Raw genomic sequence first — 24,727 nt, 5'->3', positions numbered from 1 at the left:
TTTGGAGTTAGCACCTGTCGATCCAAGATCACTTATGCAAGGTGATTACATGCGCTTAAGATATAGTATAGCAGACAGCATAACGCCTGCTCAAGCGCCGCCACGTGGATACGTTGTTGTCAAATTAAATACTAAAGGTATAGCAAGTGGGGTTCGCTTGCAAAACAATACGACACCGCTAAAGAAAGACGAACTCTTGATCAAATACACGATGTCTAATAGACATAGTTTAAATATAGGTGCCGAATCCTTCTTTTTTCAAGAAGGGCATGCAAAAAATATGAACAAGCAAAGTTCGGCGGGATTAGAGTAGATAATAAAGGAAATAGTTTGTTAGTCGGGCTTTATGACGAGCGGGAAAAAATGATCAGGTAAAGCATAAAAAAGGCGATGAAAATAAATTCATCGCCTTTTTTTATATTGATATTACTCTTAATTATCCGTTTGATAATGCCGCTGCACCAGAAACAATCTCTGTTAATTCTGTTGTAATAGCAGCTTGACGTGCTTGGTTGTACGAAAGCTTTAATGCTTTTAACAAATCTCCAGCGTTATCAGTTGCTTTGTCCATTGCAGTCATACGGGCACCATGCTCAGAAGCATGAGAATCCAAAATAGCCTTATACAATTGAATTTTAATAGCTTTAGGAATTAATTCCTCAATAATCTTCTCTTTCGAAGGTTCGATAATATAATCAACCTCAGCAGTTTTTTCCTTAGTCGAAAGGGTATCTTCCGTAGGAAGTAATGGTAAAATTTGTTCCGAAGTCAAGATTTGTACCGCTGCATTTCTGAATTGGTTATACACCACTTCTACACGGTCAAAGTTACCTTCTTTGAATTGTTCCATTACAAATTCAGTGATTTTTGAAGTATTCTCAAAATTTAAAGCACCGAATAAATCACTATGATTGGCAATAATATTATAAGCAGGCTTTTTAGCATAGAAATCATATCCTTTCTTACCTACAGTAATGATACTTACATCACCTTTACGTAATTGATCAGCATACTTTTCAGCAACTAAATTATTTGCAGTTTTGATTGCATTCGCATTAAAAGCACCAGCCAAACCTCTATTAGAAGAAACAACAATAATCAACACTTTATTTGGTTCACGATCTACCGTATAAGGAGAATTACTTCCTTCTACACTTGCAGATACATCTGCCAAAATTTCACGAAGTTTATTCGCATACGGACGCAATTGAACAATTGCATTAGTAGCGCGTTTTAGTTTCGCTGCAGATACCATTTTCATCGCTTTAGTAATCTGCTGTGTTGATGTTACCGATGCGATACGGATTCTTACTTCTTTTAAATTTGCCATATTTAATTTGAGATTTGAGTATTGAGTACTGTGTATTGAGTATAACTCGCTATACTCAATACTCTATACTCATATCTAATTAATATTTTGATGCTAAATCTTTAGCTACTGTTTCTAATACTGAAGTTAACTCATCTGAGAATTTACCTGCTTTAAAAGCATTTAAAACTTCTGGATGACGTTGCTCTAACAACGTTAAGTATTCTTCTTCAAATTCTCTCACCTTATTTACTGGAACTGAACGGAATAAACCTTTAGTACCTGCATAAATAATTGCTACTTGTTTTTCAACAGAAACCGGAGAGTATTGAGCTTGCTTCAAAATCTCAACGTTACGGATACCTTTGTCTAAAACTCCTTTAGTTGCTGCATCTAAATCAGAACCAAATTTCGCGAAAGCTTCTAGCTCACGGTATTGTGCCTGATCTAATTTCAATGTACCAGCTACCTTCTTCATCGGCTTAATCTGAGCATTACCCCCTACACGAGATACAGAAATACCTACGTTGATCGCTGGACGGATACCTGCGTTAAACAAGTTAGACTCCAAGAAAATCTGACCATCAGTAATTGAAATTACGTTTGTAGGAATATAAGCAGAAACGTCACCCGCTTGAGTCTCAATAATTGGAAGAGCAGTCAATGAACCACCACCTTTTACCAAGTGTTTGATAGACTCAGGAAGATCATTCATATTTCTAGCAATCTCATCAGAAGCATTGATTTTCGCAGCTCTTTCTAATAAACGGCTATGTAAGTAGAAAACGTCACCTGGGTATGCTTCACGTCCCGGAGGTCTTTTCAATAATAAAGAAACCTCACGGTAAGCTACCGCTTGTTTTGATAAATCATCATATACGATCAATGCTGGACGACCTGTATCACGGAAGAATTCTCCGATAGCAGCACCCGCCATTGGCGCGTAAAATTGTAATGGAGCTGGATCAGCAGCAGAAGCCGCAACAACAACCGTATAAGCCATCGCACCACGTTCCTCTAAAGTACGAACGATATTCGCAACTGTAGAGTTCTTTTGACCAATAGCAACATAAATACAGAATACAGGTTGACCAGCATCATAAAATTCCTTTTGGTTTAAGATTGTATCGATACATACTGCAGTCTTACCTGTCTGACGGTCACCGATTACTAGCTCACGTTGTCCACGACCTACTGGAATCATTGCATCGATCGCTTTGATACCTGTTTGTAATGGCTCCGTTACTGGCTGACGGAACAATACACCTGGAGCTTTACGCTCGATTGGCATTTCGTATGTCTCACCTGTAATAGGTCCTTTACCATCGATTGGCTGACCTAATGTATTTACAACACGTCCGCACATACCTTCACCTACTTTAATAGATGCAATACGATTAGTACGTTTAATAGTATCACCTTCTTTCACGATGTCTGAAGGACCTAAAAGTACAACACCAACGTTGTCTTCTTCTAAGTTTAATACGATACCTTGTAATCCGTTATCAAATTCAACCAATTCACCGGACTGAACTTTAGTTAAGCCGTAAATACGAGCAATACCGTCACCAATACTAAGTACGGTACCAACTTCCTCTAGTTCGGCTTCTGATTTAAAGCCCGACAATTGTTCTCTTAAAACTGCCGAAACCTCATCTGGTCTTACCTCTATCATTGTTATTATTATAAGGGGTTCTTGATTTTGTTAAATGCTAAAATCAACACTAAACGCGTTGACCTTCAAAATATCTTTCTAATCTATTTAATTTACCTGCAATACTTGCATCATATTGTTTGTCACCAATCGTGATTACAAACCCACCGATCAAAGATTGATCAACTTTATTTGTAATCAAAACCTGCGCATTAACTTGATTTGCAATTGTTGCTTTTAATTCTGATAAATTAGTATCAGAAAGTGGTGCTGCAGATATCACTGTAGCTTTTACAATTCCTTTTACTTCATTGTACTCGCGAACAAATTCATGAGCAGCAGCCTCGATCACTTCAGCACGACCTTTTTCAATCATGATCTTGAAGAATGATAAAATAGCAGGATTGATTTTATCTTTAAATAATGCCTCTAAGATATTTACTTTCTTGTCCAATTTAATAATTGGATTAGACAATACTGCACGTAGCTCAGGATTAGCTTTCAAAACCTCGATGAATTGATCCATATCCGTTTTGATAGCGTCCAAACTACCTTGTTCTTTTGCCAAATCAATTAATGATTTCGCATATCTTGATGCTACTTTAAATACTGACATACTTCTTTAATGATAAAATTTGAATGACCGATTAGTTTACTTTCACGTCTTTAAGCAAATCTGCAATTAACGTTTCTTGCTTATTTTGGTCTTCAAATTCTTTGCTTAATACTTTACGAGCAATATCCAATGCCAAAGTAGAAACTTGATTCTTTACTTCTGCCATTGCTTTGTTTTTTTGCTCATTGATTTCAATTGATGCTTGAGCTATCATCTTAGCACCTTCAGTATGGGCTACATTTTTTGCTTCAGCAACAATCTTATCTTTCATTTCTTTAGCCTCTTTCAAGATAAGATCACGTTCTACACGAGCTTCCTTTAGTAAGGATTCGTTTTCATTGGTTAAGCGCGCCATCTCTAATTTAGCTTTTTCAGCAGATTCCAAAGCATCAGAGATACCTTGTTCACGTTCTGCTAAAGCAGCGATGATAGGTTTCCAAGCAAATTTACCTAATAAAAAGATAATGATTAATAAGATGATGACTTGCCAGAAAAACAAACCAAATGAAAACTGTTCTATTAATTTTTCCATTGATGTATGATAATATTTTTTGTATTTCGTCTAATTGAAAGTATTATTTATGACCAACCGTCATAAATAATACTTTTAAATTCATTGGGTGATTATTTACCTAATAATAACGCACCGAAAGCTAAACCTTCTAATAAGGCTCCGATAATGATCATCGCAGTTTGGATTTTAGATGCTGCTTCTGGTTGACGTGCGATAGCTTCCATTGCTGAACCACCGATTTTACCTAGACCTAATCCTGCTCCGATAACGATTAAACCCGCTCCAATTAAATTGTACATAATAAATGATTTAAATATAATTAAACAAAAAATTTCTTAGTGATGTGCTTCGTTGTGCTCTTCAACAGCCATTCCAATAAATAGCGATGACAACATCGTGAAGATAAACGCTTGTAAAAATGCTACTAATATTTCAATTACCATCAGGAAAGTTGTCAATAGCATAGACACCCCGATACTACCTCCCAATGTTAATTGTTGTTGCAATACATAAACAATTGCAATCAATCCCATAATAACGGTGTGTCCAGCTGTAATATTGGCAAACAAACGAACCATTAGAGAGAATGGTTTTGTAAACATTCCTAATACTTCAATTGGTGCCAAAACAAATTTAAAAGGAACTGGTACTCCTGGCATCCAGAAAATATGCTTCCAGTAGTCCTTATTTGCTTTAATATTCACAAATAAAAATGTAAAAATTGCTAAACATATCGTTACTGAAATATTACCTGTAACATTGAATCCCAGCGGTGTTAAACCTAATAGGTTTAAAACTAGAATTAAGAAGAAAACAGACAATAAGTACGGCATAAATTCTCTATAACGATGTCCAATATTTGGAACCGCCATCTCGTCACGTACATATAAAACTAAAGGTTCTAACACGCGACCTGCACCCTTAGGTAAATTATTCGCTCCCTTTTTGTATGTTTTTGCTAGGCCAATAAATCCCCAGAATAACAAAACAGTTGCTAAAATTAAACCCACAACATTTTTAGTAATTGATAGATCTAATGCCTTAGCATTTGTCGGGTGATGGTGTTCATCATAATTAAGTGTACCGGTAGCATCTGTTTTGTAGATTTTACCATGGTATAATTTATAAAACTGTCCATCTTTTTCAACGGTATTTTTACCAAAATCAAATTCTGAGGACATAAAAATTTTAACACCCCCCTCAATGATAATCACTGGCAAAGGAAATCCATAAGTCTTACCTTCTTTTTTATCTGTATACAAAGAGAAATAATGATCGTCTTGTAAGTGGTGATCAATATACTCATCTATTTCCTCGCGCTGAGTTTTTGGCTCTTCTGCGTGAGTTGAAATCTCAGCTGTATGAGACTCAGATGCCTTTACTAAAAATGGACTAACAGCAAATAAAATTACTGCAAAAAAAGAAATGCTTTCTTAACGCTCCCCATGTTCTGTTTTTTTTGCGCAAAAATACAATATTATTTGTCATTTTTTGCGATTAATTTGAACTTTTTATTAAAACTACTTATTGACTGATTCCACTTCTTTATTAATGACCTTAAAAGCAACTAATACGTCAAAAAACAAGTATAGAAAAAATACGATTAAAAAATTATATTCGAATATATCATCCGACGAATGATTCAATCCTCCTCTAAAAAAACATAACTTAATGCTGCTTTTAACGTAATTAAGCCCAAAAAAATGAAACCTATATTTTTAGGCATTACGGAATCGGATATCAGGATAATAATTAATACAACTAATGAAGCAACAGATTCAAATGCATATAAACTATACAATTCAAAACCAGTTAAACTTTTAAAATCAGCAATCCCAAAAGATGGTAGTGCAAAGTAGTGCGCCCCAAAGAGGATAGCAGTAAAAATTAGAAGTATTGCAATAAATTTAATGTAATTATTCATCCCTGTTCAATCGATTAGCTTCTCGTATAAAATGATAAAGTGAGGCGAAAATACCGATAAATGTGCATATTTTCATGGCAAGACCATTAGAAAAATGGTATTTCTCATCTAACCATGTGCCTAACATATACATCAAATAAATTGTGACTCCCATTTGCAGAGGCAATGAGATAAAAACCATCCACTTATTTGGGTTTTTATTAGACTTTCCCATGGCTATTTATAGCTAACTTTTACAAACATACACATATTTTGAAACATCTTAATCATGAACTGGATTTTCTAAAACTTTTTGTCCGATTTTAATATGCGGATAGTCTATACTCGCTCCCAGCATCATCTTTAATTCTGACGAAGATTTACCTGGATGTGCTTTTATGGTATTAATGATGAGATCCAGCTTATCCTGTTCAATCAATTCTGTGGCCTCCACTTCTGTCCCAACAAAATGAATAAGATGTCCATAAATTGTTCCCGCTACCATACCTCTTTTCACCGCGATCTCTTCAATACTAGCACCATCCTTGTAGAGTTCAAGAGTTACCTGCTTTGTATCCAACTTTTTAGAGCTCTCCCCCTCTTCACTTTGCACGACTAAATCTTCTTTTTCTTTTGTCTTTGACTGCTCCTGCACCTGTTCCAAAGCTTCCTGAAAATTATCTTTTTTAGATAATGCATCTGCGATAATCAAACACTGCTGAAGTTGCTCACGCTTACGCTTAAAATCCAACAACAGTTCTTTAGCCTCATCAATGTATTTTTTAGTTCGTTTCTTAATCTGCCATTCCTTAATATGCTGTTCCAACGCACCAACGAGATCATGATCCATCTTAGGTAAGAACCAATTGACCGCTGAAGTCGTACGGTCACAGATCAAAGCGTAGTCTACATGTTGATCTGTTTTTTTAAAAGCTCATATAATTGTGTAATGAATTTATGTGCTACTTTTTCTTGTGTGAGCAGATTTGACTGTATGGTAGACCAAAAAGCCTCTGCCTCCACTTTATTATCGATATTACGATCAGCTAATGCAATAACTTGCTCTTGACATGAAGTAGTTAGATAATCCCAGCGAAAACATTGAATTAGGTTTTGTGCCAAATAAGACCTTTGACACTGTTCCAATATTTCTTTAATATCCGTTTGAAAAGAAGAGCGCAATGCAAAATCTACCACCTGACTGTCTGTTCTAATCGCGTAGGTCGGTATAATGGATTTCAGGACCAATCCTTTTAAACTTGTCAATCTACTCAATGCAACATAAACCTGCCCTGCGGCAAATGAAGTGCCCGCATCTATAATTGCTTTATCAAATGTCAGACCCTGGCTCTTGTGAATAGTAATCGCCCAAGCTAACCGCAACGGAAATTGTGAAAATGTCCCCAGTACTTCTTCTTTGATCTGATCCTGCCCTTTATCATAGTTGTATTTGATATTTTCCCAAGTTTCTCGCTTAGCCGTCACATCCTCACTCCCATCGGGGAATTTAACAACAACAGTTCCAGATTGCAAATTTATATCTTTCACAGTACCGATCTTACCATTATAATATTTCCGATCCTCACCCGTATCATTACGTATAAACATCACCTGGGCACCAATTTTCAAAGAAAGAATCTCTTCTGCGGGATAAGATCCTTGAGAAAAATCATCTTTAACAACAGCCTTTAAATTCAGCATCTTACCAGACAGATTAGCCAATGCTTTTCCATTAATATCATCAGCATTTCGATTATGTGAAGTAAGCGTAATAAACTGCTCTCCTTCCTTTGGCTCAAAATCTGGCTTATAGTAGGTATTCAATTCTTTCAGCATTTCGATATCACAGTTATTATTTCGAATTGCGTTTAAAATGGAAATAAAACCTTCATCCTGCTGTCTATAAATCTTATCTAACTCTAATAAAATCGGTGGATTGTCACGAAGAACCTTGGCATTAAAAAAGAACACAGAGCTGTAGTGATTTCGCAAAACCTGCCACTCATGATCACGCACTACGGGTGGTAATTGATAAAGATCTCCAATAAAAAGTAATTGTAAACCTCCAAATGGTCGCATATCACGACGCACAGATTGCAGAATAACATTAATAGCATCTAATGTATCAGCCCGAACCATCGATACCTCATCAATAACCAATAATTCCAATTCTTGAAGAATCGTCCGACGCTGTTTAGTTAGTTTAATAGTACTGAATAAGCGGCTTTTATTATAAATATGTCCATCCTGATCATCCCATTTTAGCTCGTGATCTTCTATAAAAGTTCCGAAAGGCAACCAAAAAAGTGAATGTAGGGTTGTACCTCCCGCATTCATAGCAGCAACACCAGTTGGCGCAGTGATCGCCATTTTTTTATAACTATGATCACGTATATATTTCAGAAATGTCGTTTTTCCGGTCCCTGCTTTTCCTGTAAGAAAAACATGTTGATTTGTCTGATTAACAAAAGCAACAGCTTGCATAAAAGACGTATTTTCACGATCTATTTTAATTTCTGACATACTGATAATTTTAATATAGGATTACAAAACTAATCAAATATTTTGAGAGGATATAATCATAGCACACTTCAAATAGGACGTATGCAACTTCTAATAAATATCCGATTCAGATGAAACCAAACGTAACTAGAAATAAAAACAATAGATAAATTGTAAACAAAAAAAATATCGCTAAAACGTTTATGCACTTTTTATTTAAAAGATTTTATTTATATTTAGCACTAAAATAACCGTACATTCTTACTAAGACACATATTTATGGTAACTGATAAATCAACGCTATTTGAGGAATTAGATAAAGCGTTAAAAGAAAAAGGATTTGAAATTGATAAATCAGATCAGACAAGACCCTGGGGAGGTTTCTTTGTAATCAACGAAGATCAAGCACAAAAATTTGCCGATGAGTATTTCGACGGATTAGATGTAAAAGACCTAAAAATTTCTGGCAAATTAAGTCCAAAAATTCTCGTTGTAGCTCCCGAAAAAAGATTATCATGGCAGTATCACCACCGTCGTGCCGAAATTTGGAAAGTAATTCACGGAACTGTGGGCGTTATGGTATCGGATACAGATGACGAATCAGTTGTACAAACGCTAACAGCAGGTAGTGTCATCAAACTTCGTCAAGGTCAGCGCCACCGATTAATCGGATTAGATGGTTACGGTATATTAGCTGAAATATGGCAACATACCGATATCGAAAATCCTTCAAACGAAGACGATATTGTTCGTGTTCAAGATGATTTTGGTAGATAAAATAATCGTTTCAAATTATTATTTCTTATCATCACGAAAACTCGGAAATTAGCTTTCCGAGTTTTTTTTATCCCAAACTCAATAGATTGATTGATTTATATCCCTCCTAGCCTGTCCCTTATCATTAAATAGATTACAATTAAATTTCGGATTGCCCGACAGGGCAATCGTGATATAAAATAAATGTTTTAAAAATGTAGTAATATGAATCAAGATTACCATTTTTATTATTTTTACTATACTTAACTAACAAAAATTATGACTGATCAAGGAAACAATAAAAGCTATAGTATATTGGATAGTCTTAAAAAGCTAATTTTTACAGATCAGGAAGAGACTCAGCTCAAAAACCCGTCTCCCGATATCCAAAAAATCCACCCGCTACAGAAATAAAAGATTATTCAACAGCCCCCGAAATAAAAACAGTTTCAAACCAGCAGCCTCCAGCCATACCCATTACAGCCAATGACGGTTCCACCGATATTAAACAAATGAAACTGAAGGTGCTCGGAATACTGGAAAGACTCAATGAACAAGGATTAGACTTTTTGAGGTATGGAATGCTGCGGCTGCAATGGGAAAAGTAGACGAAACAACACTGAAAGCAGCCTATACTTCGCTTAAGTTTGTTGATAATACTTTAACAAAGGACAAGCTAAAAACAACTGGCACTAATTATGCTAACAAACTGAAAGAAACCATAGCCAAAGAAACACAGCAAAAAGAATCGGAAAAGCATAAAGCAGAACAAGACCGTGAATTTGAAAAGACAACCTTAAATAATGAAATAAAAACATTGACCGATAGCATTGCAAAGCTTCAGGATGATTTGAAAAAGAAACAAATTACCCTAGCCCAGATTAATGATAAATATGAGCCAAAACTAAAAGAGATAGAGCAAAAGATATCAATTGGAAACGCCGCTGTCAATGAAGTCGTCAATGATATACAAACAACCTTAGCAATTATAGAAAGGTCAATCTCATAAGATATAAACCAATGGAAAAGAAAGAACAGTACATTAATATTCCAGCTGAAATAAAATCACAGCTACCAATTTTTCAAGTATTAGGAGACCATCTGCCTGCTCAGATGCAAACACCAGAAGCCAAAAAGACAATCTCCAGTATATTCTTCTGGGCATTGGTTATTGGCGGAGCAATTGCTTTTTTTAAGTTTTTACCCGTCATGCTTGAATATGCCGCTAAAAGTATTTTGTTCGTAATATTCAGTATTTTATTAATAACCTTATTACTATTAGCGCCAAAAATTATTCAGCTATTACATCGCTTTGGCACTGTCCTTTTATTTAAAGGCGAAAAAGCCATTATTCGTAATAATCCAATAGAGACCTTACAGCTTTTATCAAAAGACGCAAAAGATACCTTAAAAAGAGTAAAAGAAAAAATAAGTAATGTAGATGGCGTTCGTATCGATATGATTCAAAGCGGTGAAACCGCACAAAAAACAGCAGAAGAAAAATACATTTATGCAAAACGTTTCACTGCAGAAGCGGCAAGTCAAGATGAAAATGCCCAAAATGAATCGAAAAATAACAATACGGAGAAAGCGAATGCTTATATGCGAAATGCAAAAGAAACACGGACAAAAGCATTTCTCTTAGGAAAAGAAGGAGAGTCTGAAGAGCAAAATGCGAGAAGCTATGTACAGTATGCTAATCAATTTGCAAAGGTACTAGAAGTACTAAAAGATAATGAAAGTGCTGCTCGAATTTACGTAAGTACTCTAGACAGCAGTATTTCGATTATCTCAAAAAAACTAGAAGCTACTCAAAAGATGAAAAATGCTACAGAAGGACTTGCCGATGTCTTTAATATAAAAGACGGTTGGGCTTTCCAAGAAGCTATGAATGCCGCAACAGGAGCCATCAGCCAAAATATTGCTTCGATCAGATCAAACCTTGACTTTTTAGATCAAAACAATAACATAACAGTAGGAGGAGCTCCTACCCAAGTAGAATTAGAAGAATTTATCCGTAAAGTAGATGAACGAAATTTGAAAGTACTGAATGTAAGCCAGATGGCAGACGCAAGTTATGAACTCAAACCGGAAGAAAAAATAGACAAGGGATTTACATTATTAGATTAATCAATTTAAAAAAAATACATTATAATTATGGAAGAAAAATCAACATGGGCTAGATTACGTTGGCCAATTAAAGCAATAATTATTGCAATCCCATTACTGGCTCTGGGCTATTGGGCTTTCGATTCCGGTAAATTTGATGGACAGTCAACGAGCACCTCCGATACCACAGCTATCAATATATCGTCTAATCCATCGAAACAATCAACTGACGATAAAAGAACATTTAACTATCAACCTGAAAAACCTGTAAATGGTGAATATAAAGGAGTAATCGAAGTCGGAGCCTCAGGTTTCAATTCTTTTGTCGTAAATATCGATAAGCAGAATCACTGGGAAATCATTTCCAAAGATTTTGGCAAATCATTTGTCTATGAAGGTCTAGCCAGTACAGAAGATATCCGGAAAGGACTTAAAGACTACATTGGAACTATGTTTGACAAAGGTGTTAAATCAAAAAACATACACTTTGTCATCAGCTCCGGCGCACAAAAAGAACCTAAGACTGCAGTTATTGTTTCCGAACTAAAGAAAATGGGATTTGTTGTTAATTTAGTAACAGCAGAACAAGAAGGTAAATTAGCACTAAAATGCGTACTTCCTCCTTCTTATCAGGACAATTCCTTTGTCGTAGATATTGGCTCAGGTAATACTAAAATTTCATGGGTTTCTGGTGAAACAAAATCACTTGAAGCACCAGGTGCAAAATACTACGAAAAGAACTTAAAAGATGAAGATGTTTATACTGAAGTAAAAACATTAACAGCAAAAATCCCTGCAGCCAACAGAGAAATCTGTTTTATCATAGGGGGAGTGCCATTTGAATTGGCGCAACAAACACGTACTGGCGAAGAACGTTTTACCGTATTAAATAATCCAGAAACCTATAATACCGATAAAGTAAAAATCAAAAGTGGGGTAAATATCTATAAAGCAATTAAAGATGCTACGAACTGCGATACCTTTGTATTTGACTGGGATGCCAACTTTACAATAGGCTTCTTACTTTCTTTAAACAAATAAAGCTATCAATCATATCATAAAAAATGGTCTTATTGTATTTTCAATAAGACCATTTTTTATTTATAACAAGATTATCCCATTTGGCTTAACAAAACGACTAGAATTATTACAAACAATATCAAGAGCGCAATCTTCCAAAAGCTATATGGTCGTTGTCCATAAACCTTACCGTTAAATGCGTTAACCATAATCTGATAACTTTTACCCTTATATCGATAAGCCGACAGCCAAACCGGAAGTAAGATATACTTTAGCCTGATATCCTTATAAACAGAATCAATATCGTCAATCCTTTGCGTATCTCCGCCGATATCCAATCTGACGGTATCAGCGATCTCATCATCCATAATTTTTTTGGCGGCATGAGCACCAGCCACATGATCAATACTAAAGGTTTCTGCGATAAATCCACTAAGATATTGATCATTGAAAGGCTTCAGATATTCCATATTCCAAGGACCTATTTTTGAAGCAAAATTATTAGGTAATGACGTTGAAGCACTAACTATAACATCTTTAAATCGATTAAAAACACGTCCAGAAGCATAATACCATCTGGTCTGTTGCTCCTCATAGGTCTCTGTTTTGCCATCAGCAGTTCTTCTAGTTCTAGTGACATAATAATATTCACCTCGTTGCCCCTCATAAGAAGAACTCGCTTCGGCATCATAACTCCAAAAAGGAATATAAACACCTTTCAACCTATTATTTTGCGCACTAAAAATTCGCTTAAAATCATTGGGAGCAAACCATAAACCTCCAGCCCATTTTTTAAAAAGCGGAAATGCCTTATTCTCCTCAATAAAAAACGGAATCACCCCATGTGGTTTTACAATACGTTTTTCCTGATGGTCAATCACCAAAGGAGAAGCGCAAAAAGCACATAAATCTGCTGTAACATGCGGATCTAATGTAGAATTGGCTCCACAGTTTTGACAATGCACCACCTCAGCAGCAACCGTAAACCGAGCGTCATGAATATCTTGCATTGCTGCTGTAAATTCCTCATAATCAACCGGACTGATAACTTGGTTCGTTAACTCACTTTCCTTAATCTGATTTTCAGTACCACAGTAAGCACATTTTAGATATGACGTTCCTGGTTGGTAAGCTAAAATCGCCCCACAACCCTGACACTTTAAATCCTGACTAACTTCCGTTGTCTTTTCCTCAAAACTCATAAACAGAATCTATGCCCCCGGAATTGGCGGAGGGCCAGCATTAAACAAGCTTGTCAATTCGTCAATTTCACGCGCTTCAATCCAATTTTCCAGCCCAGCTTTCCAAACGAGTGTAGAAGAAACTAGTTTGCCGCTTCTTACCTCGTCTTTCAGCTGATCAATCAAAAAAGGTCCTTCTTGAACTCCATTAATCGCTAGAAAATACTGAACCGCTTGTGGTATCGCCGGTGGTGCCACCGATGGAGAGGCACCCGTCGGATTATTGCCTTCAAATTTATTCTGTTGAAATACACCTGACATCTGGCCAGCCATTCCGGCACCTAATCCAACACCCAATCCTGCGCCCATAAGACCACCGCCATTGGGGTTTTCAGCAGCTTTTTCCATGGAATTAGCTGCTTGAAATTGAGCATAAGCACCTAAATTTCCAACAATACCCATACTGCTTCTTTTATCCAGTACCTTTTCAACTTCTTCGGGCAATGAAATATTCTCAATTAGAAATTTATTTAGATTCAAACCGATCTCTTCAAATTCAGGACGTATTTTCTCTTGTATAAAGTTGGATACCTCATCATAATGAGACGCTAGGTCTAAGACAGCAATTTTTGACTCTGCAATTGCATCCATCCCTCTGGTTACAGCGATATTTCGAAGTTGCTCATTAATACTTCAACCGTAAAAGTGGGATTAGTCGACGCAATTTGCTTTAAGAAGACAGCAGCATCTTTAACCTGAAAAGCGTAAGATCCAAAAGCCCGAAGCCGTATAGGACCAAATTCAGCATCCCTTAACATAATAGGATTTTTAGTACCCCATTTTTGATTAGTAAACTGACGCAAACTTATGAAAAACACATCTGCTTTAAATGGACTATTGAATCCATATTTCCACCCTTGAAGGGTCGTCATGATAGGCATATTCTGAGTTGTCAGCACATGTCTACCCGCAGTAAAGACATCCGCAATCACCCCCTCATTCATAAACACAGCAACTTGTCCTTCTCGTACTGTTAACTGCGAATTCATTTTTATTTCATTCTGATACCGTGGAAATTTCCAGACTATAGTATCAGGACTATCATCTACCCATTCAATGATATCGATAAACTCATTCCGTATTTTATCAAATAAGCCCATAATTTCTATTTATAATGTTTCCTAAATTTAAGTAAATAATAGGGAATGCAATATAAATATTTATACAATTTATTGGAGAACAATTACACAAACGCTCCTCTAGAGAGATCTTCCATTCTAAATAAATGTTTTCAGATCGTGACTGCACTTATTTAATCTTTATTTTGCTATTTTTGCTACACACCGAAGAATAATTAAAAAACATGAGTACTTATAACGAAGATAGTATACGTTCCCTCGATTGGAAAGAACATATTCGCTTACGTCCCGGTATGTATATTGGGAAATTAGGAGATGGTTCTGCTTACGACGATGGTATTTATGTCTTATTAAAAGAAGTAGTCGACAACTCTATTGATGAGTTTGTGATGGGAGCTGGAAAAACGATCGATATTACGGTCAACGACAATAAAGTCGCTGTTCGCGATTACGGACGTGGAATTCCCATTGGTTCTGTCGTAGATGTAGTATCCAAAATCAATACCGGAGGTAAATACGATAGCAAAGCCTTTCAAAAGTCTGTAGGTCTTAATGGTGTCGGTACTAAAGCTGTCAATGCTTTGTCTGGACAGTTCACGGTACAATCATACCGCGAAAAAGTAACCCGTATCGCGCAGTTTAGTAAAGGTGAGTTACTATCAGATGAAGAAAAAGAAACAACACAGCGTAATGGTACCGCAGTTATATTTTACCCGGATGAGACCATCTTTAGAAATTACAAATATCGTTTAGAGTTTGTGGAAAACATGATCTGGAATTATGTTTTCTTAAATTCTGGATTAACTATCAATTTCAATGGACAGAAATTCATCTCTGAAAATGGTCTAAAAGATTTATTAGAGCGGAATATTGACACCGAATCCATGCGTTATCCTATCATTCACCTAAAGGGTGAGGATATTGAAATCGCGATTACCCACGGACAGCAATACGGTGAAGAATACTACTCTTTTGTCAATGGACAACATACAACGCAAGGAGGAACACACCAAGCAGCGTTTCGCGAAGCCTTAGTGAAGACAATCCGTGAGTTCTATAAAAAAGAATTTGAAGCATCAGACGTACGGTCATCTATCATTGGCGCGATCGCAATCAAAGTGCAAGAGCCGGTCTTTGAATCACAGACCAAGACAAAACTTGGTTCCCAAAGCATCGGTCCAGATGGTCCAACTGTAAGAACATTTATCAATGACTTTCTAAAAAAAGCATTGGACGATTACCTGCATAAAAATTCAGATACAGCGGACGCTCTGTTAAAACGTATCTTACAATCGGAAAGAGAACGTAAAGATATTGCCGGTATCAAAAAACTTGCAAATGAACGTGCTAAGAAAGCTTCGTTACACAACCGTAAATTACGCGATTGTAAGGTCCATTTCTCCGATAAAAACGAACGTAATCAGGAAACAACCTTATTTATCACCGAGGGGGATTCAGCTTCAGGTTCAATTACTAAATCTAGAGATGTACAGACACAAGCTGTTTTTAGTTTAAAAGGAAAACCTTTAAACTCTTACGGCATGTCTAAAAAAATTGTCTATGAAAATGAAGAGTTCAATTTACTGCAACATGCTTTAAATATTGAAGACGGTTTAGATGGCTTACGTTATAACAACATTGTATTTGCTACAGATGCCGATGTAGACGGTATGCACATCCGCTTACTTCTCTTGACATTTTTCCTTCAGTTTTTTCCTGATTTAGTAAAGGCTGGTCACGTGTCTATCTTACAGACACCCTTGTTCCGTGTACGGAATAAAAAAGAAACCATATATTGCTATTCCGATGAAGAAAGACAACGCGCAATTGCAAAATTAGGAAATAAGCCCGAAATTACCCGATTTAAAGGACTTGGAGAGATTTCCCCTTCCGAATTTGGTTTATTTATCGGAAAAGATATGCGCTTAGACCCTGTCTTCTTATCTAAAGACAATAAAATACAGCAACTTTTAGAATACTATATGGGTAAAAACACTCCCGATAGACAAAAACATATCGTCAATAATCTTCGTGTAGAACTAGATCTAGAAGAAGAATTAGCCAAACTGGCGAAATTAGAAAAACAAGCGGGTTAAGACCGCTTGTTTTTCTTTCATATTATCCATACAGCCATTTTAGAAATTCCATTCGTTCACCTACTGTAAAACTGTACCACAACTAAAGGTGTAAAAGAATCATAACTATTACATGATATCGGGCAGAAGATTCTTTAGGTATATAATAAAAGTGACGCATATCATTTTTTAAACACACAGACATTACTTTTTCATATCCTTTTTATTCGGTATTTCGTATTGAAATAAAACTGATATGACGCATTCATTCCATATTCCCGTTTTGGGTCTAGCATTTTCAATAGATTCCCCTTTAAAAGTCGCTCGATTTGGTATTTCATCTGTGATATCCATTGTAGATGATGAATTAATTGAGCGTATTCGAGCATACTATTGTACCCTAAACAAAAAAGAATACCATCCGATAACAAAAAAAGAACCTGACTACAGAGCTCATCGTATTTCCAGTTATTTAAATCTGGTTTCCAACATTGTTCAAGAACAAATTGAGCATATGCGTATTGAGTTTTTGAAAAGGATCAGAGATCGATCGCTACTTCCAGCTCATCCCCGAATCCCACCCCGCAAAAAATATCTATTATGAGATGCTTTCAGAAACAGATATCTTGGAAAAGGCTAAAAAAAAGCAAATCCTTAGATCCTTTATCAAAGCTGGAGATATCGATGTTAATATCATGTCTAAAGTCGACAAAATTAATTATGATAAAGATGGAATTGCATTAGATGATACTTACTCAGACGCGCTGGCCGCCTTACGGGGTTTTGCACAATCAGACCTGCAGTCTTCTGTCATCTTATCAGCAGGTATGAATCCAAGGCTATACGCCTATTTAGCAGAGTTACCTGCTTTCTGTCAGCAAGAAGATGGAACTTTTCGAAAAAAATAACACTAAAAGTTAGCGACTACAGATCGGCATTGATTCAAGCAAAGTTTTTAGCTAAAGGAATCTGGGTTTCAGAATTTCGTGTAGAGTCTGGACTAAATTGTGGCGGACATGCCTTTGCAACAGAAGGATTTTTATTAGGTCCTATCCTATCCGAATTTAAAAATAAAAAACACGAATTACAGGAAGAACTGTTTAGCATTTATCAGAATTATTGGTTACAAAAAGGTTGCAACTTCCAAGCTGCTCCGCCGATTAAATACACTGTTCAAGGAGGTGTAGGCACATCAAGTGAACATCAATTCCTACTGAAACATTATGAATTTGATGCTGTAGGATGGGGATCACCATTTTTATTGGTCCCCGAAGCAACCACAGTCGATGATGAAACATTATTAGCACTGACCACATCGGAAGAAGAAGACTTTTATATCAGTGGAGCTTCTCCTCTCGGAGTACCTTTTAATAATTTCAGAAAAAGCTCTGCAGAACGCCTACGCTTAAAAAGAATAAAAGACGGAAGACCCGGAAGTCCATGTAAAAAGAAATATCTCGTATCAAACTTAGATTTCAGTAATGAACCGCTATGTACAGCTTCACGTGCATATCAAGACAAAAAAATAAAAGAATTACAGGCAAAATCATTCGATCAAAAAACCTATAATATGGAATATGATCTTATTACAGAAAAGACATGTCTATGTGATGGACTAGCTACCCCAGCATATTTAAAATATAACATCCTGAAACATAAAGAACAGGATGCTGTATCCATTTGTCCAGGTCCAAATACTGTTTGGTTTAAAAATAAGTTCTCCCTTGATCAGATGATTAATCATATTTATGGCAAAGACGATTTGATCAAAATGATAAAAGGCCATTTTTATTTATTAGTGAACTATACTTATATGTAGCACACATCAAAAAATATGTAGAAATGAATGCCGACACGGTCAATGACAAAAAAATAAAATATGTTGAAAAGTTCAAAAATCAACTTATAGAAGGAATAGCTTATTACAGCAGATTAAAAAATGAGCTAAAGGGGTTTTCAGATCAAATTGTAGAATGTATACCGGAGCAACTCAAAAGTGCAGAAAGAGAACTCGCAGAAATAAAATTTTGATAAGTTCCAACAATACAATATACTGAATTAAAGAGAAACTTATTAATTGTAAAAGGATAACCGATTAGCTATCCTTTTATTAATTTATATTTTGTTATAGTAACTATTTAGCAACTTTTCTGAACTTACCAAAAACACCCAAAGGTAATTTTGGTCCTGCAGTAGCTTGCAAATATAACTCTCCGACTTCTAGATTTTCTACTTTTGGAAACGCAGTACGAATTAAGTTCTCCACAATAACAGAAGAGAAACCTAACGAATAAGTGTTTAAAATCAAGAAATGTTCTTTAGGATCTAATAATTGCACCACATCATGCATCATTTCCATGATATGATCTTCCAGTTTCCACTTCTCCCCTTTAGGACCATGACCATAAGCCGGAGGATCTAAAATAATACCATTATATTTATTTCCTCTTTTTACCTCACGCTTTACAAACTTCAATGCATCTTCTACTACCCAACGAATATTATCAATTTCCGACAACTCTTGGTTTTCATTAGCCCAGCTAACTACCTGTTTAATAGAGTCCACGTGAGTTGTATCTGCTCCAGCGGCACGCGCAATCAATGATGCACCACCTGTATAAGCAAATAAATTTAAGACCTTAGGATTTTTCGTTTCAAAAGCACGCACTGACTGTGAAATGTAATCCCAGTTAACCGCTTGCTCAGGAAAAATACCAACATGCTTAAATGAAGTTAATCCCAGACGGAATTTAATCGCAACATCATCATTTTTATATTGAATATGCCAACGATCCTGCGCTTTAGGATTTTTTTCAACCATTCTCCCGAAGTAGCAGAGCGACCTTTAAATTTAATATCATGGCGTTTATTCCATTCCGCTGCAGATAGCGTTTTTGGCCATACAGCCTGCGGTTCTGGACGAATCAAAACTAAATTGCCAAAGCGTTCTAATTTCTCGAAATCACCACAATCGATTAACTCGTAATCTTTCCAATGTTGTGGTGTTAATAATTGTATATCTGTAGTAGTCAAAATCAATAATTTGGCGCAAAGATACGTAAATCTAAAAACAAATACGCAATGATGAATAGATTACATGGTTTCTTTTGCTCGCTTCATCAGTGGGCTTGCAAATACAAAATTATTTAATTCTTCCACATCAGACCGCATCATATCTTGATTTGAACCTTCCCAAAACTTTGCCCTTTGTAGAGATATAGAATATATTCTCCAATACCCATTACCGAGTTCATATCATGCGTAACCACAATTGTTGTCGCATTATACTCTTCTGTTAGCTCTAGGATTAGCTCATCAATCAAAATCGAAGTTTCTGGATCCAAACCCGAATTTGGTTCATCACAGAAAAGATACTTTGGACTCATGGCTATTGCACGAGCAATTCCAACTCGTTTTTTCATCCCACCGGATAACTCTGAAGGATAAAGTTTATTCCTTCCTTTTAAATTAACCCGTTCCAAACAAAAATTAGCACGGTCCAATTTTTCAGATTTAGACATCTCCGTAAACATATCCAATGAAAAAATAATATTTTGCTCCGCAGTCATGGAATCGAATAATGCGGAATTCTGAAATAACATGCCTATTTCCTTTCGAATTGGGATACGGTCTTCAAAACTAAGTTTTGAAAAATCCTTACCATCAAAGAGAACACGACCTTTGTCCGGCTCATGTAGCCCCACCATACATTTTAGCAAGGTACTTTTTCCAGAGCCCGATCCTCCAATAATTAAACTTACTTTACCTGGTGCAAAAGTGGCATCAATACCTTTCAATACCTCGTTACTTCCGAAGGATTTATAAATCTGCTCTATTTTTATCATAATTATTTTAAAAGAAATTAAAGCATGAGAGCCGTTATTAAATAATCAGCTGCCAATATTGTAATACAGCCAATAACAACTGCTTTAGTACTCGCTTGACCGACTTCTAAGGCCCCCCCTCGAACCGTAAAACCTTTGTATGCAGATATGGAAGTGATGATAAACCCAAAAACAAATGCTTTCACAATTGCAACAGTAACAGTAAACCCATTAAAGCCTTCTTGAATTCCCATAATATAATCTGATGGTGTTACTGCTCCAGAAAGAGCTCCTCCCATAAGTCCTCCCAAAATAGCACAAAAAATTGCTAAGATAACCAATACAGGAACCATGGTAATTCCAGCCAATATTTTAGGTAATATAAGGTAACCTGGTGCATTAATACCCATAATCTCTAAGGCATCGATTTGCTCAGTCACACGCATGGAGCCGATTTGTGATGAAATAGAAGACCCAACACTTCCCATAAGCACCAAAGCAGAAATCGTAGGTCCCAGTTCCAAAATATTGGAATCTCGGTTAATGGAACCAATTATTGAATTTGGAATCAAATCAGAAACCAACTGAAAGGCAATTTGCATCGTCATAACTGCCCCGATAAACGTAGAAATTATAAGAATGAGACCTAAAGACCCTATACCAATTTCGTTCATGGCATGCATCGTTTCCTTCCAATAAATCTTTCCTTTTTCTGGTTTCTTAAAAACCGACCGCAGCAATAACAAATAAGAACCAATATGGTGAAATATCATATATAAATAGTATTTTTCTTCTTTAACGCCTAATATACTATTATAACACCATATATTACAAATTGGTTTGCCATAACATTACGATAGCGATACAAGATTCATAAGAATACCATAAACTCAAAACAACTAAAATAGATCGTCCCCAAGAAATACAATCACTCAATTACCGATGAAATCATATATTTTACCGAGATTAGTACATGAATAACCTAATTCATAAAATCAAAAATTTATTTTAGATTACATTTGTATTGTAGTTTTAAAAACAAACGAACAAATAATTTTATTATGGACGCAAAAAGAATCACCACAGGCATTATATTTTTATTCATCGGAGTAATCTTACTCTTAAGTAAAATGGATATTATTGAGTTTAATTGGTTCGAAGTTTTTCGCTATTGGCCATTATTAATCATTTTGGTGGGCGTAAATATTCTTGTTCCAAAGAAAGACATTGGATATATGATATCTATCGGAACCACATGCGTCATTTTAGCAATATTCACCTTTATAGGCATCACAACACCTAACCAAAGTTTCTTATCCCGAATCATGGAAAACAGAGATCTGGATATTGATTCCGAAAATGAAGAAGATTTCATCGGAACCTCAAACGCTGTCTCTGCCAAAAAAATATAAATACCAGCCACGCGACTGCCAATATTGACTTAGGAGCTACCAAGCTGGTATTAAAAGATACAACCGTAGCAAATCTCTTTGAAGCAGCCAATACATCTGACAAATATTTTCTATCATTAAATACTGATGTTAAGAACGACGGGGCTGCAACGCTTAATTTAAGTGGAAAAACAAAAAAAGGAATAGATTCAAAAGGAAATTCCACCATTATCAAGCTAAACAAAAATATCATCTGGGATTTAAACTTTGACGTAGGTGCTGCAGATATGCAAGGTGACTTATCAAATTTTAAAATTAAAAATCTTACAGTTGATGCTGGCGCGAGTAATCTAGATCTTAAACTCGGAAATCCACAAATGATTTCTAATATTAATATTGACGCCGGTGCTTCTTCCATAAAAATAGCATTACCAAGAGAAGTCGCATGCCAGATTATTACAGAAATGGCACTGTCAACTGTAGATGCTGATGACAGTTTTATAAAAGGTGGAGACAAAGGAATACTGACAAGTCCTAATTTTGAAAATGCCAAAAATAAATTCAAAATTTCAATTGATGGTGGCATAACCTCAGTAACAGTTAGCCGCTACTAAAAAGACCCTAGAGAAGTGCAGTAGAATGCATAACTTTGCATTAGATATGGACACAAGTAAACTTTTGACATTACCTGGTATTTATTGCAACTCGCAAACCACCTATTCAAGGTGGAAGACAAGAGAAGTACAAATTGGAGATGTACCTATGGGTGGAGACAATCCGATACGTATTCAAAGTATGACAACAATCGACACCATGGATACCATGGGTTCTGTGGAACAAACCATCAGAATGGTCGATGCTGGTTGCGAATATGTACGAATAACAGCTCCTTCTATAAAAGAGGCTAATAATCTGGCTAATATTAAGCAAGAATTACGCGCTCGAGGATATCATGTTCCTCTAGTAGCAGACATTCACTTTACCCCCAATGCGGCAGAAGTTGCAGCAAGAATCGTTGAAAAAGTACGTGTAAATCCGGGTAACTATGCCGATAAGAAGAAGTTCGACCAACTGAGCTATACAGACAGTGAGTATCAAGCTGAATTAGACCGTATTTATAAAAAATTCAAACCCTTAGTCAATATTTGTAAAGAATATGGCACTGCTATGCGCATAGGAACCAATCATGGTTCCCTTTCGGACAGAATCATGAGTCACTATGGTGATACTCCAGAAGGAATGGTTGAATCGGCTATGGAATTCATCAGAATTTGTGAAGACTTAAATTATTACAATTTATGTATCTCCATGAAATCAAGCAATCCGCAAGTGATGGTTCGTGCCTATAGACTGCTGGTCGAGAAGATGATTAGTGAGAACATGAACTATCCATTACATCTAGGTGTAACGGAAGCTGGTGATGGAGAAGATGGACGCGTCAAATCAGCTGTTGGAATAGGAACTTTATTAGAAGATGGTTTAGGTGATACAGTACGTGTTTCGCTGACTGAAGAGCCAGAAAAAGAAGCTCCAGTTGCTATTGCTTTAGTTAATCGATATACAAAAAGACAGCACGATTTCAATACATCTGTGATTCCTCCAATCTTAAAATTAACAGACAATAACAACCCTACTCCTTATATCTCAAAAGAAGTCAATACTTTTATTGGAGGATCATTGGTCCCACGTGTGGTAGTTGACATCTCCAGACAAAATCTAAAAGATGCCGGTTTCTTGTCGCAAGCAGGCTATCGCTACGATATGCTGTTAGACAAATATCACATGGGAGAGCAGTCGGTTGATTTTGTTTATCTAGGCGATCAATTGCCATCTTTTAACATGCCGGCAAATTTAAAACAACTGTATAATTACAACACGTGGAAAAGTATTCAAAATAAAGCCAATATACACCCTTTATTTACGCTGGAAGAATTCAATCAAGCTAATGAGAAGGATGCTTCTTTAAATATAGTAAAAATTAAAAACGAAGATTTAGTAACAAGTTTATTTGAAACGCTACCACTTGATAAAACTATTGTGTTTCTTTTAGAGACAACAGCATTTCATGGCATGGCAGAACAAAGACAATTCTTCAAAAATCTTCAAGAAATTGGCTTAGATAACCCGGTTATCATTAAAAGAACCTACGAAGCGGTGGCATTTTCTGGACCAATAGGTGATTTCATGAATCCGGAAGAACCAATTTCGAAACTTCAGTTATACGCAGCGACCGATTTAGGAGCACTTTTAATTGATGGCTTTGGATCCGGAGTTTGGATTGATTCGCCAGCAACACCTTTGGACAAAATAGTATCCTTATCATTTGGAATCCTACAAGCAACAAGATCTAGAATTTCTAAAACAGAATATATATCATGCCCGAGCTGTGGACGTACATTATTCGATCTGCAAGAGACTACGCAGATGATTAGAAATAGAACAAATCATTTAAAAGGATTAAAAATAGGCATTATGGGCTGTATTGTTAACGGTCCAGGTGAAATGGCTGATGCCGATTATGGCTATGTAGGAGCCGGACCTGATAAGATTACACTTTATCGCGGACAAGAAGTTGTTAAGAAAAATGTAAGTTCAGCACATGCTTTAGACGAGCTCATCAACATCATTAAATCGGATGGCTTGTGGATAGAAGAAAGTGAAATTCCTAATTAACGAAAAAGGCTTAAATGATATCATTTAAAGCCTTTTTATATTTTTTATCGTTCTAATTTCT

At 36.1% G+C, this 24,727-nt stretch carries 26 protein-coding genes and 3 pseudogenes; 13 read left to right on the top strand and 16 right to left on the bottom strand.

Translation table 11 applies throughout. The annotated features are described in order from the left end of the window. Positions 1-313, top strand: a 313-nt coding sequence (locus L950_RS15335; RefSeq protein WP_197086450.1) for a GDYXXLXY domain-containing protein, incomplete at its 5' end; no start/stop codon positions are given. Between the two features lie 123 nt (positions 314-436). On the opposite strand, the gene atpG is transcribed toward L950_RS15335, so the two are convergent. The 10 genes from atpG to L950_RS15290 form a co-directional block, all read right to left on the bottom strand. Further along, the gene (atpG, locus tag L950_RS15330) at positions 437-1,330 is read right to left on the bottom strand and encodes an ATP synthase F1 subunit gamma (protein ID WP_021188670.1); all 894 of its coding nucleotides are present in this window, start codon (positions 1,328-1,330) and stop codon (positions 437-439) included. 79 nt (positions 1,331-1,409) lie between these two features. Continuing rightward, positions 1,410-2,984, bottom strand: coding sequence for a F0F1 ATP synthase subunit alpha (gene atpA / locus L950_RS15325; protein WP_021188669.1), 1,575 nt, complete (start codon positions 2,982-2,984; stop codon positions 1,410-1,412). Positions 2,985-3,033: 49 nt separating this feature from the next. Next, complete coding sequence (locus tag L950_RS15320) at positions 3,034-3,579, bottom strand: F0F1 ATP synthase subunit delta (protein WP_021188668.1); 546 nt, start codon at positions 3,577-3,579, stop codon at positions 3,034-3,036. Positions 3,580-3,610: 31 nt separating this feature from the next. After that, complete coding sequence (locus L950_RS15315) at positions 3,611-4,111, bottom strand: F0F1 ATP synthase subunit B (RefSeq protein ID WP_021188667.1); 501 nt, start codon at positions 4,109-4,111, stop codon at positions 3,611-3,613. 92 nt (positions 4,112-4,203) lie between these two features. Continuing rightward, positions 4,204-4,392: an ATP synthase F0 subunit C gene (atpE, locus tag L950_RS15310; RefSeq protein WP_021188666.1), complete on the bottom strand. Its 189-nt coding sequence runs from the start codon at positions 4,390-4,392 to the stop codon at positions 4,204-4,206. A 36-nt stretch (positions 4,393-4,428) separates the two neighbouring features. Beyond that, positions 4,429-5,355, bottom strand: coding sequence for a F0F1 ATP synthase subunit A (gene atpB, locus L950_RS15305; protein WP_021188665.1), 927 nt, complete (start codon positions 5,353-5,355; stop codon positions 4,429-4,431). A gap of 380 nt (positions 5,356-5,735) precedes the next feature. After that, complete coding sequence (locus L950_RS15300; protein ID WP_021188664.1) at positions 5,736-6,017, bottom strand: hypothetical protein; 282 nt, start codon at positions 6,015-6,017, stop codon at positions 5,736-5,738. Beyond that, entirely contained in the window at positions 6,010-6,231 is a 222-nt protein-coding gene (locus tag L950_RS15295) for an AtpZ/AtpI family protein (RefSeq protein ID WP_021188663.1), read from the bottom strand. Before L950_RS15295 ends, L950_RS15300 begins: the two co-directional genes overlap by 8 nt. Before the next feature lie 48 nt (positions 6,232-6,279). Then, positions 6,280-6,894, bottom strand: a complete 615-nt coding sequence (locus L950_RS26655; protein WP_156169703.1) for a helix-turn-helix domain-containing protein — start codon at positions 6,892-6,894, stop codon at positions 6,280-6,282. Between the two features lie 8 nt (positions 6,895-6,902). Further along, entirely contained in the window at positions 6,903-8,519 is a 1,617-nt protein-coding gene (locus L950_RS15290) for an ATP-dependent RecD-like DNA helicase (RefSeq protein ID WP_052764420.1), read from the bottom strand. 258 nt (positions 8,520-8,777) lie between these two features. Between L950_RS15290 and L950_RS15285 the strand changes: the two genes are divergently transcribed. From L950_RS15285 to L950_RS15270, 4 genes are all read left to right on the top strand, one after another. Further along, complete coding sequence (locus L950_RS15285) at positions 8,778-9,275, top strand: phosphomannose isomerase (protein WP_021188662.1); 498 nt, start codon at positions 8,778-8,780, stop codon at positions 9,273-9,275. A gap of 574 nt (positions 9,276-9,849) precedes the next feature. Further along, positions 9,850-10,263: a hypothetical protein gene (locus L950_RS15280; RefSeq protein ID WP_021188660.1), complete on the top strand. Its 414-nt coding sequence runs from the start codon at positions 9,850-9,852 to the stop codon at positions 10,261-10,263. Between the two features lie 11 nt (positions 10,264-10,274). Further along, the gene (locus L950_RS15275) at positions 10,275-11,384 is read left to right on the top strand and encodes a hypothetical protein (RefSeq protein WP_021188659.1); all 1,110 of its coding nucleotides are present in this window, start codon (positions 10,275-10,277) and stop codon (positions 11,382-11,384) included. A 27-nt stretch (positions 11,385-11,411) separates the two neighbouring features. Then, on the top strand, positions 11,412-12,404 hold the full coding sequence (locus L950_RS15270; RefSeq protein WP_021188658.1) for a hypothetical protein: 993 nt from the start codon (positions 11,412-11,414) through the stop codon (positions 12,402-12,404). 71 nt (positions 12,405-12,475) lie between these two features. Here the strand turns inward: L950_RS15270 and L950_RS15265 are convergent, their stop codons facing one another. The 3 genes and pseudogenes from L950_RS15265 to L950_RS33445 form a co-directional block, all read right to left on the bottom strand. Beyond that, positions 12,476-13,585 carry a zinc finger domain-containing protein gene (locus L950_RS15265; RefSeq protein ID WP_021188657.1) on the bottom strand — a complete coding sequence of 370 codons (1,110 nt, stop codon included), beginning with the start codon at positions 13,583-13,585 and terminating at the stop codon, positions 12,476-12,478. 9 nt (positions 13,586-13,594) lie between these two features. Beyond that, positions 13,595-13,885: a DUF4339 domain-containing protein gene (locus L950_RS33450; protein WP_231577308.1), complete on the bottom strand. Its 291-nt coding sequence runs from the start codon at positions 13,883-13,885 to the stop codon at positions 13,595-13,597. Between the two features lie 192 nt (positions 13,886-14,077). Next, a pseudogene (locus L950_RS33445) lies at positions 14,078-14,613 on the bottom strand (SPFH domain-containing protein); the annotation flags it as partial. A 314-nt stretch (positions 14,614-14,927) separates the two neighbouring features. Here L950_RS33445 and L950_RS15255 point away from each other — a divergent pair. The 5 genes from L950_RS15255 to L950_RS33425 all read left to right on the top strand — a co-directional run bounded on the left by L950_RS15255 (position 14,928) and on the right by L950_RS33425 (position 18,809). Beyond that, the gene (locus L950_RS15255; RefSeq protein WP_021188656.1) at positions 14,928-16,799 is read left to right on the top strand and encodes a DNA topoisomerase IV subunit B; all 1,872 of its coding nucleotides are present in this window, start codon (positions 14,928-14,930) and stop codon (positions 16,797-16,799) included. A gap of 235 nt (positions 16,800-17,034) precedes the next feature. Continuing rightward, positions 17,035-17,382: a hypothetical protein gene (locus L950_RS33440; RefSeq protein WP_231577307.1), complete on the top strand. Its 348-nt coding sequence runs from the start codon at positions 17,035-17,037 to the stop codon at positions 17,380-17,382. Position 17,383: 1 nt separating this feature from the next. Then, positions 17,384-17,686: a hypothetical protein gene (locus L950_RS33435; RefSeq protein WP_021188655.1), complete on the top strand. Its 303-nt coding sequence runs from the start codon at positions 17,384-17,386 to the stop codon at positions 17,684-17,686. Positions 17,687-17,715: 29 nt separating this feature from the next. After that, positions 17,716-18,597: a hypothetical protein gene (locus L950_RS33430; protein WP_021188654.1), complete on the top strand. Its 882-nt coding sequence runs from the start codon at positions 17,716-17,718 to the stop codon at positions 18,595-18,597. Between the two features lie 23 nt (positions 18,598-18,620). Then, positions 18,621-18,809 (top strand): hypothetical protein, encoded by a 189-nt coding sequence (locus L950_RS33425; protein ID WP_021188653.1) that lies wholly within the window; start codon positions 18,621-18,623, stop codon positions 18,807-18,809. A 103-nt stretch (positions 18,810-18,912) separates the two neighbouring features. Here the strand turns inward: L950_RS33425 and L950_RS15245 are convergent. The 3 genes and pseudogenes from L950_RS15245 to L950_RS15235 form a co-directional block, all read right to left on the bottom strand. Beyond that, a pseudogene (locus L950_RS15245) lies at positions 18,913-19,817 on the bottom strand (class I SAM-dependent methyltransferase). A gap of 54 nt (positions 19,818-19,871) precedes the next feature. Continuing rightward, positions 19,872-20,623: pseudogene (locus L950_RS15240) on the bottom strand (ABC transporter ATP-binding protein). A gap of 17 nt (positions 20,624-20,640) precedes the next feature. Continuing rightward, complete coding sequence (locus tag L950_RS15235) at positions 20,641-21,375, bottom strand: MlaE family ABC transporter permease (RefSeq protein WP_021188651.1); 735 nt, start codon at positions 21,373-21,375, stop codon at positions 20,641-20,643. A gap of 288 nt (positions 21,376-21,663) precedes the next feature. Between L950_RS15235 and L950_RS26650 the strand changes: the two genes are divergently transcribed. The 3 genes from L950_RS26650 (at position 21,664) to ispG (ending at position 24,666) form a co-directional block, all read left to right on the top strand. Beyond that, positions 21,664-22,014, top strand: a complete 351-nt coding sequence (locus tag L950_RS26650) for a LiaF transmembrane domain-containing protein (protein ID WP_031287510.1) — start codon at positions 21,664-21,666, stop codon at positions 22,012-22,014. A gap of 266 nt (positions 22,015-22,280) precedes the next feature. Next, positions 22,281-22,607 carry a hypothetical protein gene (locus tag L950_RS26645; protein ID WP_031287509.1) on the top strand — a complete coding sequence of 109 codons (327 nt, stop codon included), beginning with the start codon at positions 22,281-22,283 and terminating at the stop codon, positions 22,605-22,607. Between the two features lie 46 nt (positions 22,608-22,653). Next, positions 22,654-24,666, top strand: a complete 2,013-nt coding sequence (gene ispG / locus L950_RS15225) for a (E)-4-hydroxy-3-methylbut-2-enyl-diphosphate synthase (protein WP_021188650.1) — start codon at positions 22,654-22,656, stop codon at positions 24,664-24,666. The last annotated feature ends 61 nt before the right edge of the window (positions 24,667-24,727 follow it).

Source organism: Sphingobacterium sp. IITKGP-BTPF85, from assembly GCF_001006065.1.
Classification (GTDB): Bacteria; Bacteroidota; Bacteroidia; order Sphingobacteriales; family Sphingobacteriaceae; genus Sphingobacterium; species Sphingobacterium anhuiense.
Note: the sequence above shows the minus strand (reverse complement) of the source record. Positions and strands in the feature narration are given on the sequence as shown.

Excerpts from the sequence above, each read along its gene's own strand:
- L950_RS26650 (WP_031287510.1), top strand. The coding sequence starts at position 21,664 with ATGGACGCAAAAAGAATCACCACAGGCATTATATTTTTATTCATCGGA.
- ispG (WP_021188650.1), top strand. The coding sequence starts at position 22,654 with ATGGACACAAGTAAACTTTTGACATTACCTGGTATTTATTGCAACTCG.
- atpE (WP_021188666.1), bottom strand. The coding sequence starts at position 4,392 with ATGTACAATTTAATTGGAGCGGGTTTAATCGTTATCGGAGCAGGATTA.
- L950_RS33450 (WP_231577308.1), bottom strand. The coding sequence starts at position 13,885 with ATGTCAGGTGTATTTCAACAGAATAAATTTGAAGGCAATAATCCGACG.
- L950_RS33435 (WP_021188655.1), top strand. The coding sequence starts at position 17,384 with ATGCTTTCAGAAACAGATATCTTGGAAAAGGCTAAAAAAAAGCAAATC.
- L950_RS33425 (WP_021188653.1), top strand. The coding sequence starts at position 18,621 with ATGAATGCCGACACGGTCAATGACAAAAAAATAAAATATGTTGAAAAG.
- L950_RS15315 (WP_021188667.1), bottom strand. The coding sequence starts at position 4,111 with ATGGAAAAATTAATAGAACAGTTTTCATTTGGTTTGTTTTTCTGGCAA.
- L950_RS15255 (WP_021188656.1), top strand. The coding sequence starts at position 14,928 with ATGAGTACTTATAACGAAGATAGTATACGTTCCCTCGATTGGAAAGAA.
- L950_RS15275 (WP_021188659.1), top strand. The coding sequence starts at position 10,275 with ATGGAAAAGAAAGAACAGTACATTAATATTCCAGCTGAAATAAAATCA.
- L950_RS15270 (WP_021188658.1), top strand. The coding sequence starts at position 11,412 with ATGGAAGAAAAATCAACATGGGCTAGATTACGTTGGCCAATTAAAGCA.
- L950_RS15320 (WP_021188668.1), bottom strand. The coding sequence starts at position 3,579 with ATGTCAGTATTTAAAGTAGCATCAAGATATGCGAAATCATTAATTGAT.
- L950_RS15290 (WP_052764420.1), bottom strand. The coding sequence starts at position 8,519 with ATGTCAGAAATTAAAATAGATCGTGAAAATACGTCTTTTATGCAAGCT.
- L950_RS15300 (WP_021188664.1), bottom strand. The coding sequence starts at position 6,017 with ATGAATAATTACATTAAATTTATTGCAATACTTCTAATTTTTACTGCT.
- L950_RS15285 (WP_021188662.1), top strand. The coding sequence starts at position 8,778 with ATGGTAACTGATAAATCAACGCTATTTGAGGAATTAGATAAAGCGTTA.
- L950_RS26645 (WP_031287509.1), top strand. The coding sequence starts at position 22,281 with ATGCAAGGTGACTTATCAAATTTTAAAATTAAAAATCTTACAGTTGAT.
- atpA (WP_021188669.1), bottom strand. The coding sequence starts at position 2,984 with ATGATAGAGGTAAGACCAGATGAGGTTTCGGCAGTTTTAAGAGAACAA.
- L950_RS15265 (WP_021188657.1), bottom strand. The coding sequence starts at position 13,585 with ATGAGTTTTGAGGAAAAGACAACGGAAGTTAGTCAGGATTTAAAGTGT.
- atpG (WP_021188670.1), bottom strand. The coding sequence starts at position 1,330 with ATGGCAAATTTAAAAGAAGTAAGAATCCGTATCGCATCGGTAACATCA.
- L950_RS33440 (WP_231577307.1), top strand. The coding sequence starts at position 17,035 with ATGACGCATTCATTCCATATTCCCGTTTTGGGTCTAGCATTTTCAATA.
- L950_RS15235 (WP_021188651.1), bottom strand. The coding sequence starts at position 21,375 with ATGATATTTCACCATATTGGTTCTTATTTGTTATTGCTGCGGTCGGTT.
- L950_RS15280 (WP_021188660.1), top strand. The coding sequence starts at position 9,850 with ATGGGAAAAGTAGACGAAACAACACTGAAAGCAGCCTATACTTCGCTT.
- L950_RS15295 (WP_021188663.1), bottom strand. The coding sequence starts at position 6,231 with ATGGGAAAGTCTAATAAAAACCCAAATAAGTGGATGGTTTTTATCTCA.